The sequence below is a fragment of the Paracoccus halophilus genome, assembly GCF_000763905.1.
In the GTDB taxonomy this organism is placed as follows: domain Bacteria; phylum Pseudomonadota; class Alphaproteobacteria; order Rhodobacterales; family Rhodobacteraceae; genus Paracoccus; species Paracoccus halophilus.
This window is the reverse complement of the sequence record NZ_JRKN01000017.1, coordinates 26810-48186: the sequence shown is the minus strand read 5'-3', so window position 1 is coordinate 48186 and position 21377 is coordinate 26810. Positions and strand designations below refer to the sequence as shown.

Sequence of the window (21377 nt, the reverse complement as noted above, 5' to 3'; positions counted from 1 at the left end):
AGGCATGAAGCAGATCGGCTGGAACTGGCTGGGCGTGGTGCCCTTTTTCGCCTTTGCCCTGCTGTTTCTCGTTCTGCCGACAATGAATATCGTCATCGGTGCATTCCAGAACCCGCAGGGCGAATTCACCCTGCGGAACCTTGCCGGGCTGTCCTCGCCCCGGATCGTGGACAGTTTCGCCATTTCGATCAAGGTGTCGCTGGCCACGGCGATCCTGGGCTGCCTGATCGGTTTCGCCATGGCGGCGGCCGTGGTGATGGGCGGGCTGCCGGGCTGGGTCAAGGCGCCCCTGATGACGTTTTCGGGCGTCGCCTCGAATTTCGCGGGCGTGCCGCTGGCATTCGCATTCATCGCCACGCTGGGCCGCATCGGGCTGGTGACCATGCTGCTGCGGCAATGGTTCGGCATCAACATCTATGCGATGGGGTTCAACCTGCTCAGCTTCTGGGGGCTGACGCTGACCTATCTGTTCTTTCAGATCCCGCTGATGATCCTGATCATCACCCCGGCGCTTGAGGGGCTGAAGCGCGAATGGCGCGAGGCGGCCGAGGTTCTGGGCGCCAGCACCGGGCAATACTGGCGCATGGTGGCGCTGCCGATCCTGTTCCCGTCGCTGCTGGGGACATTCGCGCTGCTCTTTGCCAACAGTTTCGGGGCGGTGGCGACGGCCTATGCGCTGACCGGATCGTCGCTGTCCATCGTGCCGATCATGCTGTTCGCGCAGATCCGGGGCGATGTGTTGCAGGACCCGCATCTGGGCTATGCCATGGCATTCGGCATGATCGTCGTGACCGGGCTTGCCAATCTGGCCTATGTGATCATGCGCAGCCGCGCCGAGCGGTGGATGCGATGAAGCGGTTCTGGTCCTGGGCCGCGATTGCCTTCGGCGCGATCTATTTCCTGCTGCCGCTGATCGGCACCATTGAGTTTTCGCTGCGGATGCGGCGCGGGGAATATTCGCTGGATGCCTATGCCTCGGTGCTGGCGGATCCGAATTTCCGCGCGACCTTTGGCTATTCGGTGGTGATGGCGCTGCTGACCATCCTGCTGGGCGTGCTGATCGTGGTGCCCACCGCCTATTGGGTGCGGCTGCGCCTGCCGCGCCTGCGCCCGGTGATCGAGTTCATCACCCTGCTGCCGCTGGTCATCCCGGCCATTGTCGTCGTCTTTGGCTATATCCGGCTTTACAATACCTCGTCGGTGCTGCCGCTGACCGGCACGGCGACGGGCACCAATATCCTGCTGCTTTGCGGCTATGCCATGCTGGCGCTGCCCTATATGTACCGCGCCGTCGATACCGGCCTGTCCACGCTGGACGTGCGCGCGCTGACCGAGGCGGCGCAATCGCTGGGCGCCGGCTGGGTGGGCATCATCGGCCGGCTGATCCTGCCCAATGTGCTGGGCGCGGTGATGTCGGGGGCGTTCCTGTCCTTCGCCATCGTGATCGGCGAATTCACCATGGCCGCGCTGCTGAACCGTCCGGCCTTTGGCCCCTATATGCAACTGCTCGGCGCCAATCGCGCCTATGAGCCGGCGGCGCTCGCGGTCATCGCCTTTGGCGTGACCTGGGGCTGCATGGGGTTGCTGCAACTGATCTCCCGCCTGCTTGGCGTCAGAAAGACCGCGACATGAGTTTTCTCGTCCTCGACCATCTGCGGAAATCCTTTGGCCCGACCAGGGTTGTCGATGACTTCAGCCTGTCGGTGGACAAGGGCGAGTTCATCTCGTTCCTGGGGCCGTCGGGCTGCGGCAAGACCACGGTGCTGCGCATGGTGGCGGGGTTCGAGGCCCCAAGCGACGGCCGTATCCTGATCGACGGCCAGGACGTGACGCGCCTGCGCCCCAACCAGCGCCAGATCGGCATGGTGTTTCAGGCCTATGCGCTGTTTCCCAACCTGACCGTGGCCGGGAATGTGGGCTTCGGCCTGCGCGTGGCCGGTGTGCCGCGCGCCGCGCGTGCCGATCGCGTGGCCGAGATGCTGGCCCTGATCGGCCTGCCCGATCTGGGCGGGCGTTACCCGTGGCAGCTTTCGGGCGGGCAGCAGCAGCGGGTGGCGCTGGCCCGGGCGCTGGCGCCAAGCCCGCGCGTGCTGCTGCTCGACGAGCCGCTTTCCGCGCTGGACGCCAAGATCCGCCTGTCGCTGCGCAACCAGATCCGCGACATCCAGCAGCAGCTGGGCATCACCACGATCTTCGTGACCCATGACCAGGAAGAGGCGCTGTCGATTTCCGACCGCATCGTGGTCATGCACCGGGGCATTGCCGATCAGACCGGGACGCCCTCGGATATCTACAATCATCCGGCCACGGGGTTTGTCGCCGGCTTTGTCGGCACGCTGAACCGCTTCAGCGCCGAGGTGGTCGATCCGGTGGCCGGTCATGTTCGCGTCGAGGGGGCGGATATCGCGCTTGGCCGCCTGCTGCCGCCGGGCCGCGTCACCCTGGCGGCCCGTCCCGAAAGCCTGAAAGTCGCGCCCGAGGGCATCCCCGCGCGGATCACGGGGGTCGAGTTTCTTGGCTCGGTCCATCGCCTGCGGGCGCGGGCGGGCGGGGCAGAGCTGGTTCTGGACCGGTTCAACGCGCCCGGGGAAGCGCTGCCGCGGCCGGGCGATCATGTCCGCATTTCCGCCGCTCCGGCGGCCTGGCTGGTGCTGCCCGAGTGATTCGGCCCCGCATCACCGCCCTGAACCTGCCGAAAAGGACAGCTGACGCCTAACCGCTTGTTTCGGTTATATCGGCAATATCCCGCTTGTTTTTTGCGCGGGATGTGCGAAGTTTCGCGCGTGTTCATGTGGCTGTTTCATTCGAGGGTCATACAGGTGCTGATTGCCGCCACGACAGGCAGCGACGTTCCGTCTGGAAGGCTACCCCCCGGTCCGGCCGAGGGTGGTGCTGCCGTCGATCGGGTTTTCTTCGTGCATGACCTGCTGAGTTTCCGCTTCCGCGGATCGGCCTTGATCGGCCCGGATCCCTGTCGGGTCCGGGTTGAGCAACTCAGGGTTTGTCATCCTGTGGCGAGGCAGGGCCGGGGGTTGCGTCGGCTCCACTGGTCCGGTCGTCATCGGCAGGGTGCTGTCGGGCGCCTTCGCACCCTGTTCCCCGCGCCGCGCGACGGGTCCCAAAGGACTGTCCGGGTTCCGATTTCCGGCCCGCGCGCGCCGCAATTGATGCCCCGCCACGCCCAGAGCAGAGAGGATCTTGTCGGCTGAATTGAGCAACCATAGGTAGAATTCGATAGGATTTACCCCGCATTTTCCTGCCCGAAAGGACAGGTAACGGATTTTTAGTGCTTTCTCTCTAATCCCGTCCGAGCGAATGTGATTCGGGCGGAGGGTTTCTGCTGTCCCCCGAAATTAACCGAGATTGTAATTCGAGGGACATCTATGGCCGTGCTTTCTGGCAATTCAGCCGCGAACTCCATGTTCGGGACTGCGAATCGCGACAAGATCGCGGGATATTCAGGCAATGACCGGATCAACCCGGGTGCGGGTTCCGATACCGCGATCGGCGGACCGGGCGCCGATGTGTTCTACTGGGACGAGGTCAAGGGCTCGACCCGCAGCATCGACAACTATAGCGGCGGGGACTGGCAGGAAGGTTACGACCCGAACCCCTATGGCACCCTGTCCGGCGGTGACCGCCTGATCATCGGCAGCGAATCCGGCGATGGCGGCTTTCGCGTGGTGTTTCACGACACCGAGGGCGGCCGCGCCCGCGACGCCTATGGCAACCTGCTGAACTTCAAGGGGATCGAACGGATCGAGACCGGCGCCGGCAACGACACGATCATTGGCACGAATGCCGTGATCCTGCCGGGCCGGAATCCCGGCGGGTCCGAAAACCACACGCCGGTCCATGGCCTGACCATCCTGGCGGGCGCCGGCAACGACCTCATCCGTGGCAGCAACGCCGATGATGTCCTGGACGGCGGCGAAGGCAATGACCGCTATTACGGTGGCGATGGCAATGACTTCCTGATGGCCTCGGCCGGCAATGATTACGGCCATGGCGGCGGCGGCGATGACAACATCCGCTGGGGCAATAACGGCGGCACCGGTCCGATCCACGATATCGGCCGCGACACGCTGATCGGTGGCGAAGGCTCGGATCTGCTGAACCTGTGGGCCACGAGCGAAAGCCGTGACAACAGCATCGGGACCGTCGTGACGCTGACCGGCAGCGGTTCGGGCCATGCGACCTTCGCACGCGACAACGGCACTGTCGTGTTCCGGGAGTTCGAGCAGTTCTGGACCCATCAGGGGCAGGACACGGTTTCGGCGGCGAATGCCGATATCGAGCTGAATGGCCGGGGCATCATGTTCAACACCCGCTGGGGTGACGACATGCTGACCGGCAGCGACGGTCGCGACACGCTGGAGGGCGGTGAAGGCGCTGACACGGTCAATGGCGGCCGCGGCAATGACAATATCTCGCTTTACGATTCGATCCATATCTCGAACGGCGCATCCGTGGCGCCCGACGCATCGCGCGACGTTCTGGTGATCGAGGATGATGCCGGCGTGGACCGGGTGCGCGCCTTTCAGGTGGGCGGCCCGAATGGCGACCGTCTGGATGTCTCGCGGCTGCATGACGCGGACGGCAATCTTGTCAATATCAACGATGTCCGCGTCACCGAGCAGAACGGCAGTGCCGTCCTGATCTTCTCGAACGGCGAGCAGGTGATATTCGAGGGGGTCGACTCGTCCAGCCTGACCCGCGATGTGCTGATCGAGATTGGCATTCCGGCCTCGGTCGCGCAGGAGCCGCTGGACCGCGGCCTCTCGCCCGCGCCGGAGAAGCAGGCGGATGACCTTCTGGTTCCGATCAGCGCCGAGATCGACCCTGCCGACGGCCCGGAGCCGGTCGCGGATCAGGCGGGCTACGAGGACGTGCCGGAGGCGGTGCCCGGGGCGTTCTTTTCCGCCGACGCGCTCGAGTTCTTCTGGGGCTGAGCAAGGCGCCCTGTCGCCCGTGATCCAAGGCCGGCGTCCGCGATCTGCGGGCGCCGGTTTTCCATTGCCGGGGTCTGCGCGCTCAGCGCCCGGTCTGGCGGTCCCGGGCGCGGATCGCCCTGGCCTGACGGATATGCCCCGGCAGAATCGTGAAGCCCCTGGCATAGCGCATGAACAGGCGGCGCGGGTTCGACAGCATCCGCCACGCCCATTCCATCTTGATCCGCCGCACCAGCCGCGGCGCGCGGCGCTGATGGCCCGACAGGAAATCCAGCCCCGCCCCGATCGAGGCGAAACCCACATTCTTCAGCGCATCGCGGGCATGGATCGCGAACCGCTCCTGCCGCGGCGCGCCTAGCGCGAGAAAGCACAGCCGGGCGCCGGTCTCGCGGATGCGGGCGATGATCTGCGCCGCCTCCGCGCCTTCCGGGTCGAAGGGAAAGCCGGGGGCATGGGTCAGCGCGATCCGCAGCCCCGGCACGGCGGTGCGCATGCGCTCGGCCGCCAGCGCCAGCGATTCGTCGCTGCTGCCGATCAGCGCCACCGGCAGATCCAGCGCGGCCGCCCGTGCGGCCAGCGGCAGGACCAGATCCGACCCCGGCGCCAGCCTGACCGGGCGGCCCGCGATCCTGGACAGCCAGACGATCGGATTGCCGTCGGCGCAGACCAGATCATGCGCGGCATAGGCCCGGCGAAAGGCGCCATCCTCGGCAAGCCGCTGCAGGTGATCGACATTGATCGTGGCGATCGCGAAGCCCTTGTCAGCCGTTAGCCGCTGCCCGACCTCGCGCAGCAATTCGGCAGAATCGTAACAATTGATCCGAACATCATTGCCGTCGGGAAAGCTGAAATGCATGATAGGTCTCGGGTCCGGCCGGGTTTGCGGCAGGATGTGTTGACTGCCCGGGGAATGCAACGTCCTTCCCGAGCCAAGGTTAAAGGGCGGCATCCGCCGCCAGACGGGAGACTGGATCCTTGCCCATACTGGCGCTGGCGGTGCTGTTGTCCTGGCCCATCGTGGTTGCGATCCTGTTCTCGCGGCAAGAGCGGGCCCAGGCACTGATCTGGTCGATCCTGATCGGCTATCTGATCCTGCCGCCGCTGATCGAGATCGATCTGCCGGCCTTTCCGGGGCTGAACAAGCATATGGTGCCGGCGCTGGCGGCCGGGTTCATGGTCTATTTCGCGGCGCGCGACAGGGCCGCGCCCGAAGAACGGCCGCCGCCCATGGGCGGCTTCGTTGTCCTGCTGCTGGCGATGAATTTCATATCGCCGCTGATGACCGCGCTCACCAATCCCGATCCGCTGATCGACGGCATCAACTATCGCCCCGCGATGACCATCAGCCAGGGCGTCGCCAGCCAGCTGCTGCTGTTCATGCAGTTTCTGCCGTTCTTCATGGGCTACAAGCTGCTGTGGAATGCCCGGGGGGCGCAGCTCTGGCTTCGCAGCCTGATTCTGGCCGTGCTGTGGTACACGATCCCGATGCTGATCGAATTGCGCCTGAGCCCGCAGATAAACGTCTGGGTCTACGGTTTTTTCCAGCATGATTTCATCCAGACGATCCGCTATGGCGGGTTTCGCCCGATCGTGTTCCTGCAGCATCCGCTATGGGTTGCGCTGATGACCATGACCGCCTTTCTGTCGGCCATCGCCATCGCCCGCAACAACCGGACCAGGCGCAATATCCTGATCGCGCTCTACCTTGGCGTCATGGTCGTGCTGTGCAAATCGGCGGGGGCGCTGTTGCAGGCGATGATGGCGGCGCCGCTGGTCGCATTCGCCCGGCCGCGGATGATGGTTCTGGCCTCGGTCATGATTGCCGGACTGGCATTTTCCTATCCGACGCTGCGCACGACCTCGTGGATGCCGCTGCAGGGGATCGTGGACCTGGCCATGTCGATCTCGCCCGACCGGGGGCGCTCGCTGGAATTTCGCCTGATGAACGAAGAGGAACTTCTGGGGCGCGCCATGGAGCGGCCCCTCTTCGGCTGGGGCAGCTGGGGCAGGTCGCTCTATTACGATCCCTATAGCGGCCGACTGACTGCGATTCCCGACGGGCTATGGGTGATCTGGATCGGCTCGAACGGGATTTTCGGCTATCTCGCCCAGTTCCTGCTGCTGCTGACACCGATCTTTGCCATGTACCGGGCCATGCCGCGCGGCAGTCCAGGTGGCAACCAGGCGGAACTGGTGGTTCTGGGCACCGTCTCGCTGATGCTGGCGATGAATCTGCTCGACCTGATCCCGAATGCGACCTTGACGCCCTTGACCTGGCTCACCGCGGGGGCGCTGCTGGGCAATGCCAATCGGCTGCGCCAGGGGATCCCGCAGGCGGACAGCCTGGCCGGGAGCGAACGGATTCTGCCTAAAAAGGCAGGCATCCAGACGGTTTTATAACTTGGTCCCGGACGGCGGATCCGCTATCCCGGATACGCCTGCAAGTTGTTAAAATATTTGGCCCAATCGGGTATTGTTTAAGGTGAAGGAGGGTTGTCATGACCTTCGATCTGACCGACGTCGAAGACAGCGACATTGCCATCGTGGGCATGGCCGCGCAATTGCCCGGTGCTGCCGGCGTGCGCGAATACTGGGACAATCTGTGCAACGGCGTCGAGTCGATCCAGCGCGTCCCGCAGGCCGATCTTATCGCGCGCGGCGAATCGCGGGCGCGGCTGTCGGATCCGAACTATGTGCCCTCGGCGGTGATTCTCGACCAGTATGATGCGTTCGACGCGGAATTCTTTGGCCTCTCACCCAAGGAAGCCGCGATCATGGACCCGCAGCATCGCAAGTTTCTGGAAACCTGCTGGCATGCGCTTGAGGATGCCGCCCATGTGCCGGGGCGGTTCGACGGCAATATCGGCGTCTGGGCCGGCTGCGGCATGGGCAGCTATTTCTACTGGAACGTCTGCTCGAACCGTGATCTGGTCGATGGCGTCGGCCATTTCCTGCTGCGCCATACCGGCAATGACAAGGATTTCCTCTCCACCCGCGCCAGCCATGTCTTCGACCTGAAAGGGCCCAGCGTCAATGTGCAGACGGCCTGCTCGACCTCGCTGGTGGCGATCCACATGGCGTGCCAGTCGCTGCAATCGGGCGAATGCGACATGGCGCTGGCCGGCGGCGTCACCATCGAGATGCCGCATGGCGTGGGCTACCTGTACAAGGAAAACGAGATCCTGTCGCCCGACGGCCATTGCCATGCCTTCGACCATCGCGCGCAGGGCACGGTCTTTGGCAGCGGCTCGGCGGTGGTCACGCTGCGCCGGCTCAAGGACGCGCTGGCCGATGGCGACCATATCTGGGCGGTCATCAAGGGCTCGGCGATCAACAACGACGGCGCGGCCAAGGCCGGCTATCTGGCCCCCAGCGTCGAGGGGCAGGCCCAGGCCGTGGCCGAGGCGCTGGTCATGTCCGGCGTCAGTTCCGACAGCATCGGCTATGTCGAATGTCACGGCACCGGCACCGCGCTTGGCGATCCGATCGAGGTCGCGGCGCTGAATCAGGCCTATGCGCGCGTCTCGGACGGCACCCGGCAGGGGCCGTGCCAGATCGGCTCGGTCAAGACCAATATCGGGCATCTGGACACGGCGGCGGGCAGCGCCGGGCTGATCAAATCGGCGCTGGCCGTGCATCACGGGCGCATTCCGCCCAGCCTTGGCTACGAAAAACCGAACCCGGCGATCGATTTCGACGGCGGGCCGTTCCGCGTCAACGACAGGCTGGGCGACTGGCCGATCCCGGGGTTGCGCCGCGCCGGCGTCAACTCGCTGGGGGTGGGCGGGACGAACGCGCATATCATCCTGCAAGAGCCGCCCGCGCCGCAGGCTTCGGGCGAATCCGACTGGCCGTTTCACATCCTGACTGTCTCGGGCCGCAGCAAGGCGGCGCTGGATGCAAACAGCGCCGCGCTGGCCGAATGGCTGGCGGCGAACCCGGATACGAACATGGCCGATCTGTCCTGGACCCTGACGCAGGGCCGGCGCCATTTCGACCGCCGCCGCGTGCTGATCGCCCATGATGCTGCGGAGGCCGCGGCATTGCTGGCCAATCCCGATGCGCGGGTGGTATTCGATCACCAGCCCGTTGCCGACGCGGCCGAGGCGGTGTTCATGCTGCCCGGCGGCGGCGCGCAATATGCCGGCATGGCGCGCGGGCTTTACGAGACCGAGCCGGTCTTCCGCGAATGGATGGATCGCGGCCTCGATCACATGGCGCAGGCGCATGGCACCGATCTGCGCGCGCTGTGGCTGCCCGAGCCGGGCGCCGAGGCCGAGGCGGACCGGCGGCTCCTGCAGCCCTCGCTGCAACTGCCGCTGCTGATGATCACCGAATATGCGCTGGCGCAGCTGTGGATGGGCTGGGGCGTGCGGCCCGCCGCGCTGATCGGTCATTCCATGGGCGAAAACACCGCCGCCTGCATCGCCGGCGTGATGTCCTTTGAGGATTGCATCGGGCTGGTGCGGCTGCGCGGCCTCGTGATGGATCGGGTGCCGGCAGGCGGCATGCTGTCGGTCCCGCTGGAGCCGCATGAATTCCAGACCGAACTGGAGGAACTGGCGCTGGACCTGGCGGCGGTGAACGGGCCGGCCATGTCCGTGGTCTCGGGGCCCGATGCGGCGCTGGACCGCTTTGCCGAACGCATGGCCGCGCGTGAAATCGAATGCCAGCGCATCGCCATTTCCATTGCCGCGCATTCGCGGCTGCTGGACGGGATCATGCCGGAATTCCGCGCCTATCTGGCCGGCATTCAACTGAACCCGCCGCAGATCCCCATCGTCTCGAACCGCAGCGGGATCGAGATGACGGCCGAACAGGCGACCAGCCCGGATTACTGGACCGCCCATCTGCGCGGCACGGTGCATTTCGCCGATGGCATCACCCATCTGGCGCAGGTGCCGGGGCGGGTGTTTCTTGAGGTCGGGCCGGGCCGCGCCATGCAGGCCATGGCCAAGGCGAATGCGGCGGTCGCGGCCGGGCAGGTCGTCTCGACCCTGCGGCACCGCGACCACGCGACCGGGGACGACACCTATTTCATGGCGGCGCTGGCACGGTTCTGGGCCTGTGGCGGCTCTATCGACTGGGAGCAGATCTGGGGCGGCGCGCGCCGCCAGCGCCTGTCGCTGCCCGGCTATGTCTTTCAGCGCAAACGCTATTTCATCGAACGTTCCTCGGGGCTGGTTCCCGAGGCGGCCGAGGAACTGGCCCGGATCGAGACGCCCGAGGAATGGGGCTGGCGCCCCGCCTGGAAGCTTGCCTCGCCCAATATCGAGATCGGGCCGGACGGGCCGGTGGCGCATGGCGCGCAGACCTGGCTGGTCTTTGCCGATGAGCTGGGGCTGGGCGCGCGGCTGGTCGAAAACCTGCGCGGGCGCGGCCAGCGCGTGGCCGTGGTCACGCCCGGCGATACATTCGCCGACAAGGGCGACGGGCAGTTCGCGCTGCCGCTGGAATCCGACCGCGAAGGGTACGAGATGCTGCTGGCCGGGCTGGCCGGTCAGGATATGGTCCCGACCCGCATCCTGCATCTGTGGTCGGTGACCCAGGGCGCGCATTTCCGCGCCGGCTCAAGCCTGCTCAACAGCCAGCTGGAGCGCGGCTTTTTCGGCCTGTTGCATCTGGCGCAGGCCATTGGGGCGGAACTTCCCGATGCGAAACTGGACCTGATCGCGGTCTGCAACGATGCGCTGCGCGTGGCGGACGAAGCTGCGCCGGTGCCGGAAAAATCGACCGCCGCCGGCCCGATCCGCGTCATGCCGCATGAGATGCCCAATATTTCGGCCCGGCTGGTCGATATCCGCGTCCCCGAGGGGCGGGCGAAGAACCTCGACGCGCTGGCCGGCCAGCTGCTGGAGGAAGCGCTGTCGCCCTCGGGCGCCGCCGTCGCCGCATGGCGCGATGGCCGCCGGTTCGAGCAGCGGCTGGAGCCGGTGGCGCTGGATGACGACGGCATGGCCGCGATCCCGCAGGGGGCAAGCTGCCTGATCACCGGCGGTTTTGGCGGTATCGGTCAGGCGATTGCCCGCGAACTGGCGCAGCGCGGCGGCGCGAAACTGGCGCTGACCACGCGCGGGCGGGTGGATTCGCCCGCTGTCCAGGCCTCGGTCAAACAGCTTGAGGCGATGGGGGCCGAGGTGCTGGCCCTGCGCGCCGATGTCACCTCGCCCGAGGAAATGGCCCGCGCCGTGGCCGAGACGCGGGCGCGTTTCGGCGGCGTCGATGTGGTGCTGCATGCGGCGGGCACGATCCGCGACAGCCTGATCGCGGCCAAGACCGATGACGATGCCTGGGACGTGCTCGCGCCCAAGATGCTGGGCACGCGCGCGCTGATCCAGGCGCTGGCCGAACAGCCCGCCGGGCTGACGGTTCTGTTCGCCTCGACCTCATCGGTGATCGCGCCGGCGGGGCAGGCGGATTACGTCGCCGCCAACGAATATCTGAATGCCGTGGCGCGCAGCGCGCCGCCCGCGCTTGGCCGCGTGGTGGCGGTGAACTGGGGCGTCTGGGCCGATGCCGGGATGGCGGCGCGGGCGATGGGGCTGGACACGGCCTCGGCCGTCGCCGCGCCGGACAAGCGACCGCTGCTGGACGAAAGCCTGCCCATGCCGGGCGGGCGCGAATTCCGCAGCGCCCTGCGGATCGAGGACTGGATCATCGGCGGCCACAAGACCGCCGCCGGTCAGGCACTGATGCCCGGCACCGGCTGGATCGAACTGATCGCCGAGGCGGCGATGGAATCGGGCCTGACCATGCCATTCGTCATCCGCGAGCTGGAATTCCAGCGCCCGGTTCTGGTCAGCGACACCGCCCTTGTCACCACCCGGGTCGAGCCCGAGGGTGACGCGATGCGCGTCCAGATCCTTGAGGATCCGCAGGGCGATCCGAATGTGACGGCCCTGATCGCGCCCCTGCAAGAGGCCGCCCCCGCGCCGCTGGAAGTCGCGGGCGGCTGGGACCATGACGGGCAGGGCGCGGCGCTGGAGTCTGCGCAGGAAACCCAGATGGCCTTTGGCCCGCGCTGGAAGGTGCTGCGCCGCTATCGCCTGAACGGCGACGAAGGCGTAGCCGAACTTTCGCTGCCGCCGGAATTCGCCGGTGACGCGGAACAGGGCTGGCTGATGCATCCGGCGCTTTTGGATATCGCGACCGGCTGGGCCATGGGGCTGATCGGGGGCTGGAAGCCCGATCACCTCTGGGTGCCGATGGGCTATGACGCGATCCGCCTTTACGCGCCCTTGCCGGCGCAGGTGACCAGCCGCATCCGCAATGCCGGCGAGAACAGCGATGCCCAGGGCATGGCGCAGTTCGACATCACGCTGGCCGCGCCCGATGGCACGGTCTGCGCCGAAATTCGCGGTTTCGCCTTGCGCAAGCTGCAATCGGCGATTTCGGCCCAGCCGCAGCGCCGCCAGCAGACCGCCCGCAGCCTGTCGCCCGCCGAACGCCGGCTGCATCACAATATCAGCCAGGGCATTCCCGCCGATATCGGGCCCGCGATGCTGAGCCGGGCGATCTCGACCGGGCTTTCGCAGGTCTATGTCTCGTCGCTGGACCTGCCCTCGCTGATCGCCGAGGCCGGCGTGACCGAGGATGCGGGCCCCTCCGAAGGCGGGTTCGAGCGGCCCGATCTGGACAGCGATTTCATCGAGCCCGCGCCCGGCACCCAGGCCGAGCTGGCCGAAATCTGGTCCGGGCTTCTGGGTATCGCCCAGGTCGGCGCGGCGGACAGTTTCTTTGACCTTGGCGGGCATTCGCTGATCGCGGTGCGCATGTTCGGGCAGGTGCGCAAGAAATTCGGCGCCGACCTGCCGATCTCGACCCTGTTCGAGGCGCCGACCATCGCCGATCTGGCCGCGCTGATCGAGGAACGCACCGGCCCGCGCGAGATTGCCAGCGCCGAGAATGTCAGCGCTTTGCCCGGCGCAGACCGGCCCAAGCGGCGCTTTATCGTCGATATGGGCGGGCGCGGCGACGGGACGCCGTTTTTCATGGTGGCCGGCATGTTCGGCAATGTCATGAACCTGCGCCAGCTTGCGCAGCGCCTTGGCGGCGACCGGCGCTTTTACGGCATCCAGGCGCGCGGACTCCTGGGCGACGACAAGCCGCACGAGACATTTGCCGATGCCGCCCGCGACTATATCGAGGAGTTGCGCGAGGTTCAGCCCGAGGGCCCCTATCTTCTGGGCGGTTTCTCGGGCGGCGGGCTGACCGCCTATGAGATGGCGCGGCAGTTGCGCGCCGCCGGGCAGGAGGTCGCGATGCTGGTCATGCTGGACACGCCGCTGCCGCTGCGCGAGCCGGTCAGCCGTCAGGATCGGCTGATGATCCGGCTGGGCGAATTGCGCGAGGGCGGGCCGGGCTTTGTCTGGAAATGGCTGCGCGACCGCGTGGCCTATGAGTTCCGGCGCCGCAGCAAGGCCCGGGCGGTCGAGGCCGAGGTGGCCTCCGAGGCGACCGGCGCCTTTCACGATCTGGCGATCGAGGCGGCCTTCTATGCCGCGCTGCCGACGCTGCAACTCTCGGTCTGGGACGGCCCGGTGGCGATGTTCCGGCCGCCGCTCGACAAGCGCTGGAAGGCGACCGGCGGGCGCTGGATCAATTCCGGCCGCGACTATGTCATTGAGGATAACGGCTGGACGCCGTGGATGCCCAATCTGCGGGTGATCGAGGTGCCGGGCGACCATGATTCCATGGTGCTTGAGCCCAATGTGCGGCGCCTGACCACGATCCTGCGGGAAATTCTGCGCGAGGCGGATGGCGACGCCCCGGCCCGCGCGAAGGCGGCCGAATGATGGCGACCCCGACCGCAGCCACTGTTCATGTCGTGGTGCTGAACTGGCGCACGCCCGAAATGTCGCTGGACGCCGCCGATGCCGCGATGCGGGAGATCCAGGATATCGACGGTGGCATGACCATCGTTGACAACGATTCCGGCGATGGCTCGTTCGAGAAGCTTCAGGCCGGCGCGCAGGCGCGCGGCTGGCTGGGCACCGGCCGCGTGGCGGTGGTGCAATCGGGCTGGAACGGCGGCTTCGGGGCCGGCAACAATCACGGCATCCGCCAGAACCTGCCCGACGGGCGTCGCGCCGATCTGGTCTATCTGCTGAATTCGGACGCGCTGCCGCAGCCCGGATCGATCCGGGCGCTGGTCGATTATCTGGCCGCGAACCCACGGGCCGGCATCGCCTGTTCGCGTCTGCGCGGCACCGATGATGTGCCGCATGACACCGCCTTCCGCTTTCCCACTGCTGCCGGAGAGTTCGAGGATGCCAGCCGGACCGGCCCGATCTCGCGCCTGTTGCGCCATCGGATCGTCTCCATGCCGCAGCCCGTGACATCGGGTCGCGTGGACTGGTCGGCAGGGGCGTCCATGATGATCCGCATGGATGTGCTGGATCAGATCGGGTTGTTCGACGAGGGTTTCTTTCTTTACTTTGAGGAAACCGACCTGTGCCGCCGCGCCGCCGATGCCGGCTGGGAAACGCATTACGTCGTCGAAAGCCTGGTCCTGCATATCGGCTCGGTCAGCACCGGGATGAAGACCTGGAAGCGCGCGCCGGATTACTGGTATGACAGCCGCCGGCGCTATTTCGAAAAGCATCACGGCCGGCTGGGCGCGCTTTGGGCGACGGCGGCGCATCTGGCGGGGACCGGGATCTACCGGCTGCGCTGCCTGCTGGCGCGGCGCAGGCCCGACACGCCACCCGGCCATCTGGGATACCTTCTGCGCCACGCCCTGCGGGCGCAGCCAAGGCCCGTACATGTCGAAAAGGGTAAGCCATGACGCAGTTTTCCGCGATTCTGGTCGGTAACGAATCTCTCATGCGCCACGCGGCCGAGACGCTGATCTCGCGCGGGCACCGCATTGCCGCCATCGTCACCCGCAACCCCGATCTGCAGGGCTGGGCGCAGGGCGCCGGCCTCACGGTCGAGGATCAGGATGCGCCGATGCCCGCCGATGCGCCGGCGGCCGACTGGCTGTTCAGCGTCGCCAACCTGTCGATCCTGCGCCCGGAAATGCTGGCGCGTGGGCAAAAGGGCGCGATCAATTTCCATGACGGTCCGCTGCCGAAACTGGCCGGGCTGAACGCGCCGGTCTGGGCGATCATCGGGCAGGAGCCGCAGCACGGCATCACCTGGCACATGATCGAGGGCGGCGTGGACGAAGGCGATATGCTGACCCAGGCGCTGTTCGATCTGCGCCCCGACGATACCGCGCTGACGGTCAATGCCCGCTGTTTCGCGCGCGGCGCCGAAAGCTTTGCCGAGGTCGTCTCGCAGCTTGAGGCCGGCGGACCGCAGCGGGTGAAGCAGGATCTGAGCCAGCGCAGCTATGTCGGCAGGGACAAGCGCCCCGAGGGGGCCTCGGTCCTGGATTTCTCGCAATCCGCGGCGCAGATCGGCGCGCTGGTCCGGGGCCTCGATCACGGCGGTTACTGGAACCCGCTGGCCGCGGCCAAGGTCCGGCTGGCGGATCGCGTATTGATCGTGACCTCGTTCATGGGGCAAGAGGCGGCAAGCGCCGCGCCGGGCACGGTGTTGTCCCATGATGGCGATGCGGCGGTGATCGCGGCGGCAGACGGCGCGGTCAGGCTGCAATTCGCGGATGAATTGCCGCCGGTGGGGACGGTGGTCCCGGCCCTGACGGCCGAAGAGCGTGCGCGCCTGACCGAACTGGCCGATGGTGCCGCGAAACATGACGGCTGGTGGCGCAAGCGTCTGGCGGCGATGAGCCCGGCCGTTCTGCCGGGCGAGGGTGCGGGCGCGAGTCAGCGCGTGCAGTTGATGCCCGGCGCCGCGCCGGAACGGATCGCGCTGGCAGCGGCGCTCATGGCGCGGCTGGCGGGGCAGGCTGCATGCGATCTGGCCCTGCGCCCGGCCGATCACCCCGATATGACGGGGCCGGCGGCGGGGATCGTCGCCGACTGGCAGCCTCTCGCGGTTCAGGCGCAGCCCGATCTGACGCTTGCCGATCTTGGGGCAACCCTGGCGCAGCAGATCGCGGATCAGGCGAAACGCGGCTGGTTCATGGCCGATCTGCTGCATCGCGCCCCGGAATTGCGCGCGGCTGCCACCCCGGATATGGCGATCAGCCTGACCGCGCGCGGCCCGGTTCAGGGCGCGGCGCTGACTGTGACCCTGACCGAGGACGGCGCCTGGCTGGACCATGACCCGACGCGGATCGCACCTGCGCAGGCGCAGCGTCTGGCGCGCGCGCTGGATGCCGGGCTGGCGCTGCCCGGCACGACCGCCCTGCGCGACATTCCCCTGATGGACGAGGCCGAGCGTCAGGACCTGCTGATCGCCCGCAACGCCACGCAGGCCGATTTCCCGCAGGCCTGCATTCACGATCTGATCTCGGGCATGGCAGAGGCCGATCCCGATTCGGTGGCGCTCGCGTTCGAGGATCGCAGCCTGACCCGCAGCCAGCTTGAACGCGCCTCGGACGCGCTGGCGGCGAAGCTGGTGCAGATGGGCGTGGGGCCCGATCAGCCGGTGGGGCTGTTTTCCAGACGCGCGCCGGAACTGGTGATCGGCGCGCTGGCGATCTGGAAGGCGGGCGGCGCCTATGTGCCGCTGGACCCCGATTACCCCGCCGAGCGGATCGAGCTTTATATCCAGGACAGCGGCGCGAAGGTGCTGCTGGTGCAGGACGGTCTGGCCGAGCGCCTGCCGCAACACGACGCGCAGGTGGTGACCATCCCGGCCAGCGTGCCGCATGGCATGGTCGCCGGGCCGGATGGCCGGGCTGGGCCGGAAAACCTGGCCTATCTCATCTATACCTCGGGTTCGACCGGGCGGCCCAAGGGGGTGATGGTCGAACATCGCAATGTCGCCAATTTCTTTGCCGGCATGGATGCGGTCATCCCGCACCGTCAGGGCGATGCCTGGCTGGCGGTCACCAGCCTGTCCTTCGACATCTCGGTGCTTGAGATTTTCTGGTCGCTGGCGCGCGGCCTGAAACTGGTCATCGCGGGCGAGGAATCGCGGCTGGCCGTGTCCTCGGCCCCCACGAACGCGCCGCGCCGCGAGGTGCAGGGGGGCATGGAGTTCAGCCTGTTCTACTGGGGCAATGACGATGGCCCCGGCCCCAAGAAATACGAGCTTTTGCTGGAAGGCGCGCGTTTCGCCGATCAGAACGGCTTTGTCGCCGTCTATACGCCCGAACGCCATTTCCACGCATTCGGCGGCCCCTATCCGAACCCTGCGGTCACCGGCGCGGCCGTGGCTGCGGTGACCCGGAATATCGCCGTGCGCGCCGGCAGTTGCGTCTTGCCGCTGCACCATCCCGCCCGCGTGGCCGAGGAATGGTCGGTGATCGACAATCTGACCGCCGGGCGTGCGGGGCTGGCCATTGCCTCGGGCTGGCAGCCGGATGATTTCGTGCTGCGCCCCGAAAACGCCCCGCCGGAAAACAAGACCGCCATGATCGAGGGGATCGGCCAGTTGCGGCGCCTGTGGCGCGGCGAGGCGGTGGAATTCCCGCGCAAGGATGGCGGCATGTTCGGCGTGGTGACGCAGCCGCGCCCGGTGCAGAAGGACTTGCCGCTGTGGATGACCGTCGCCGGCAACCCCGATACCTGGGCCGAGGCCGGACGTCTGGGCATGAACGTGCTGACCCATCTGCTGGGCCAAAGCATCGATACGGTGGAACAGCGGATCCAGGAATATCACGCGGCGCTGCGCTCGGTCGGGCATGACCCGGCGAATTTCACCGTCACGCTGATGCTACATACCTGCCTGGCCGAGGACCGCGAGACGGCGCGCGAAATCGCCCGCGAGCCGATGAAGAACTACCTCGCCAGTGCCGCCGCGCTGGTCAAGCAATATGCTTGGGATTTCCCGGCCTTCCGCCGGCCCGAAGGCATGACCAACCCGATGGCCATCGACCTTGGCAGCCTGTCCGAGGACGAGATGGACGGCATCCTCGAATTCGCCTTCTTGCGCTATTTCGAGGATTCGGGCCTGTTCGGATCGCTTGAGGACGGGATCGCCAGGGTCGAGCAGCTGAAAAAGATCGGCGTGGGCGAAATCGCCTGCCTGATCGATTACGGTATCGCGCCGGCGCAGGTGATCGAGGGCTTTCCCCGGCTGGCCCGTCTGCGGGCCGAGGTGAACCCCCATTCCGACGCGCCCGAGGATGGCGATTTCTCGATTGCCGCGCAGATCCGGCGGTGGGGCGTCACGCATCTGCAATGCACGCCCAGCATGGCGCGGATTCTGGTCTCGGACCCGCAGGTGGCCTCGGCCATGGCGGGGCTGAACTGCGTGATGGTGGGGGGCGAGGCGCTGCCGCCCTCGCTTCTGGCTGAAATCAGGTCGGTGACGAAGGCGCGGGTCCTGAACATGTACGGCCCGACCGAAACCACGATCTGGTCCACGGTGGCCGATCTGACCGATGCGGCTGAGGTCACGCTGGGCCGGCCGATCGCCAATACCCAGCTTTATGTGCTGGATGGCGAGGGTGCGCCGGTGCCGCCCGGCGCGCAGGGCGAATTGTGGATCGGCGGGCATGGCGTTGCGCGCGGCTATTGGCAGCGCGAGGACCTGACCGAGGCTGCCTTCCGGCCCGATCCCTTTGTTCCCGCCGATCGCGCCGCGCCCTGGGGCGCGCGCATGTACCGGACCGGCGATCTGGTGCGCTGGCGCGAGGATGGCGGGCTGGACTATATCGGCCGCGCCGATCACCAGATCAAGCTGCGCGGCTTCCGCATCGAACTGGGCGAGATCGAGGCCGCGCTGGCCAATGAGCCCGGCGTGCGCGAGGCGGTCGCGCTGGTACGCGAGGATACGCCCGGCGACAAGCGGCTGGTCGGCTATGTCACCGGCGGGGCCGACCTGTCCGAAAAGGCCCTGCGCGAGGCGCTGCTGGCGCATCTGCCCGCGCATATGGTGCCGGGCCGGATCATTCGGCTGGACCGGATGCCGCTGACCCCGAACCGCAAGATCGACCGCAAGCAGTTGCCGATGCCGGGGGCCGCGGTGGCAGCGCCGGTCGCCGGGGTGCCTCCGGTCTCCGAGACGGTCGCGCAAACCGCCCCTGCCGATGTCGCGCCGACCGAGGATCTGGCGGCAGCCGTCCAGGCCCTGTGGTCCGAGGTTCTGGGCGTGCCGCAGATCGCGCCGCGCGACAATTTCTTTGCGCTTGGCGGTCATTCGCTGCTGGCGATCCAGTTGCATCGCACCATCCGCGACCGGCTGGCATTGCCGCGTCTGGGGGTGACCGATATCTTCCGTTTCCCGGTCATGGCCGATTTCGCCAGGCATGTGGCGACGCTGGCGCCGGCGGCCAATGGCGCGACACCCGCTGCCAAGGCCGCCGTCGCCGAGCCTGCCGTGACCGACAGATCCGCAGCCCCCGCTGCCGGTGAGGCACCTGCGGCGCTGGCCGAGGATGCGGTGGCCAAGCGCCGCGCGCTGCGCGCGCAGTTGCGCGGATCCCGGTGAGCGCCGACGGCGCGGCGCTGCGCGATCTGGCGCTGCGCCTGTTGCCGCAGGGCTATGGCTGTGCGGTGCAGCCGCTGAGCGCCGCCGCCACCCCCTTGCTGCCCGAAGAGAGCGCGGCGGTCGCGCGCGCCGTCCCGAAAAGGCAGCGTGAATTCGCCGTGGGGCGCATGGTTCTGCGCGCCGCGATCCGCGAGGCCGGGCATGCCCTGCCCGCCGATCGCCCGATTGCCGCCCGTCCGGACCGGCTCCCCGACCTGCCCCGGCAGATCCGCGCCAGCCTGTCACATGGCGGCGATCATTGCATTGCCATTGCCGCCCCGCCGGGCGGGGCCAGCGTCGGGATCGATCTTGAACCGATCAGCCGCGCGCTGCCCGAAGGTCTGGCGGAGATGGTCGCGCCATTTCGCCTGACGGCGGTCCCCGACGATCCGCTGCTGGTGTTCAGCATCAAGGAGGCGCTGTTCAAGGCGCAATATCCGCTGACCGGCAGGATGCTGGATTTTAGTGACGTCCCGGTCGCGATTCGCGATCACAGGTTCCGCGCCTGTCTGGGCAACAGGCTGATCGGCGGGCTGTGGGGGCGGGCGATGGGGTATTACCTCTCGGTCAGCCTGTGCTACGGCTGAACAGTTCGGCCAGCCGCGCGGCGGATGCGTTTATGTCGTGGCGCGCGGTCACGCGCGTCCTGGCCGAGGCCCCCATGCGTTCCAGCTGATCGCGCCCGGTTTCGGCGGCCTCCAACATGGTCCGGGCCAGCGCGTCCGGATCTCCGGCGGGGATCAGCCAGCCCTCTTGCCCCGGCCGGACAAGCTCCGGGATGCCTGCGATATAGGTGGCGATCACGGGGCGGGCGCAAGCCATGGCCTCCATGATGACGACCGGCAGGCCCTCGGCAAAGCTGGGTGTGACCAGCGCATGGGCGGCGTTCATGGCGGCGCGGACGCCGGTTTCGTCCTGCCAGCCCAGAAGGCGGACCGCCCCGGCCATGCCATTGGCGGCGACAAGCGCCTCGATCTCCGGGCGCAATTCGCCATCGCCCACCAGCGACAGGCGAAGCGCGGGATTGCTGCGCCAGGCCTGGGCAAAGCCGCGGATCAGCAGGCCAAAGCCTTTCTGTTCGGCGAAACGTCCGACGGCCACCATGTGAAACGGCCCGTCGGGCAGGGGCGTTGGATCGGTCCAGCGATCGAGGTCCAGCCCGCAATGCACGACCTTGACCTTGTCCCAATCGGCCGTCGCGGCCCAGCGATACATCTGCGAGCGGCCATAGCTGCTGACCGTGGCGCAGAACTCCGCCAGTGCCAGCTTGCCCCCCAGATCCAGCGCTTGCGGATTGTCGAACTCTTCGGGGCCGTGGACGGTAAAGCTGAAGCGCGGCCCGCCAAGCAGCCGGGAATAGGCCGCGACACGGGTGGAGTTGGTGCCGAAATGGGCGTGGATGTGATCAAGCCGCAACTGCTTCGACCGTGCCGCAATGCGCGCGCCCTCGGCCAGGTAGATGATCTGCCGGGCGAGGCTCGATTCTCCGGCCGCCGCGCGGCGCCGGGCCAGCGTCAATGCAGCGGCGAACTGGCCCGGGGTGGTTCCGGCGCGCGCGAGCAGGCCCGCCAGCAGACGCCGGCCGCCGGCCTCCAGCACGCGTTCGGTCCTGCCATGTTCCGCAAGGTCCGCCGGATCGCTCAGATCGGCCGCGTTTCCACGCATGGCAAAGCGGTGAATCGCAAGGTTCCGGGCCTCAACTGCCTTGATTTCACGCCGGATGAAACTGTGTGAGGGGCGGGGATAGGTATTGATCAGATAGCCGATTCGCACGTCGCAGGGTCCAGTCAGCGCTAGAAAACGTCAGGCGGAAAGGTATTGGATTACCAGTTCGGCCGTTTTATGCTCACTTGGTACATGTTCTTGGGCGGATATGCAGTAGCCATGCCGGCTTCTGAAAGGTTTCGCTAGCGATTTACTATATCTTAGGCACTA

11 protein-coding genes are annotated in these 21377 nt (G+C 67.1%); 9 read left to right on the top strand and 2 right to left on the bottom strand.

Annotation, left to right across the window (positions count from 1 at the left end; translation table 11 throughout):
* Positions 1 to 4 precede the first annotated feature (4 nt).
* From IT41_RS12355 to IT41_RS12335, 4 genes are all read left to right on the top strand, one after another.
* Positions 5 to 853, top strand: coding sequence for an ABC transporter permease (locus tag IT41_RS12355; protein WP_036741789.1), 849 nt, complete (start codon positions 5 to 7; stop codon positions 851 to 853).
* Positions 850 to 1632, top strand: a complete 783-nt coding sequence (locus tag IT41_RS12350) for an ABC transporter permease (protein ID WP_036741786.1) — start codon at positions 850 to 852, stop codon at positions 1630 to 1632. The genes IT41_RS12355 and IT41_RS12350 overlap by 4 nt, the downstream gene beginning before the upstream one ends.
* On the top strand, positions 1629 to 2663 hold the full coding sequence (locus IT41_RS12345; protein ID WP_036741783.1) for an ABC transporter ATP-binding protein: 1035 nt from the start codon (positions 1629 to 1631) through the stop codon (positions 2661 to 2663). The genes IT41_RS12350 and IT41_RS12345 overlap by 4 nt, the downstream gene beginning before the upstream one ends.
* Positions 2664 to 3383: 720 nt before the next feature.
* A complete protein-coding gene (locus tag IT41_RS12335; RefSeq protein WP_074948121.1) occupies positions 3384 to 4952 on the top strand; it encodes a calcium-binding protein in 1569 nt (522 codons plus the stop codon).
* Positions 4953 to 5034: 82 nt separating this feature from the next.
* Here IT41_RS12335 and IT41_RS12330 read toward each other — a convergent pair whose 3' ends face one another.
* Positions 5035 to 5808, bottom strand: a complete 774-nt coding sequence (locus IT41_RS12330) for a WecB/TagA/CpsF family glycosyltransferase (RefSeq protein WP_036741778.1) — start codon at positions 5806 to 5808, stop codon at positions 5035 to 5037.
* Between the two features lie 119 nt (positions 5809 to 5927).
* Between IT41_RS12330 and IT41_RS12325 the strand changes: the two genes are divergently transcribed.
* The 5 genes from IT41_RS12325 to IT41_RS12305 all read left to right on the top strand — a co-directional run bounded on the left by IT41_RS12325 (position 5928) and on the right by IT41_RS12305 (position 20029).
* Positions 5928 to 7352: a hypothetical protein gene (locus IT41_RS12325; RefSeq protein WP_036741775.1), complete on the top strand. Its 1425-nt coding sequence runs from the start codon at positions 5928 to 5930 to the stop codon at positions 7350 to 7352.
* A 98-nt stretch (positions 7353 to 7450) separates the two neighbouring features.
* Positions 7451 to 13747, top strand: a complete 6297-nt coding sequence (locus tag IT41_RS12320; protein ID WP_036741771.1) for a type I polyketide synthase — start codon at positions 7451 to 7453, stop codon at positions 13745 to 13747.
* Positions 13744 to 14739 (top strand): glycosyltransferase family 2 protein, encoded by a 996-nt coding sequence (locus tag IT41_RS12315; protein ID WP_052081493.1) that lies wholly within the window; start codon positions 13744 to 13746, stop codon positions 14737 to 14739. Before IT41_RS12320 ends, IT41_RS12315 begins: the two co-directional genes overlap by 4 nt.
* Positions 14736 to 19403, top strand: coding sequence for a MupA/Atu3671 family FMN-dependent luciferase-like monooxygenase (locus IT41_RS12310; protein WP_036741768.1), 4668 nt, complete (start codon positions 14736 to 14738; stop codon positions 19401 to 19403). The genes IT41_RS12315 and IT41_RS12310 overlap by 4 nt, the downstream gene beginning before the upstream one ends.
* Entirely contained in the window at positions 19400 to 20029 is a 630-nt protein-coding gene (locus IT41_RS12305; RefSeq protein WP_052081491.1) for a 4'-phosphopantetheinyl transferase family protein, read from the top strand. The genes IT41_RS12310 and IT41_RS12305 overlap by 4 nt, the downstream gene beginning before the upstream one ends.
* Here IT41_RS12305 and IT41_RS12300 read toward each other — a convergent pair.
* The gene (locus tag IT41_RS12300; protein ID WP_036741766.1) at positions 20010 to 21215 is read right to left on the bottom strand and encodes a glycosyltransferase; all 1206 of its coding nucleotides are present in this window, start codon (positions 21213 to 21215) and stop codon (positions 20010 to 20012) included. The two genes, IT41_RS12305 and IT41_RS12300, sit on opposite strands and share 20 nt — an antisense overlap.
* Positions 21216 to 21377: the final 162 nt, after the last annotated feature.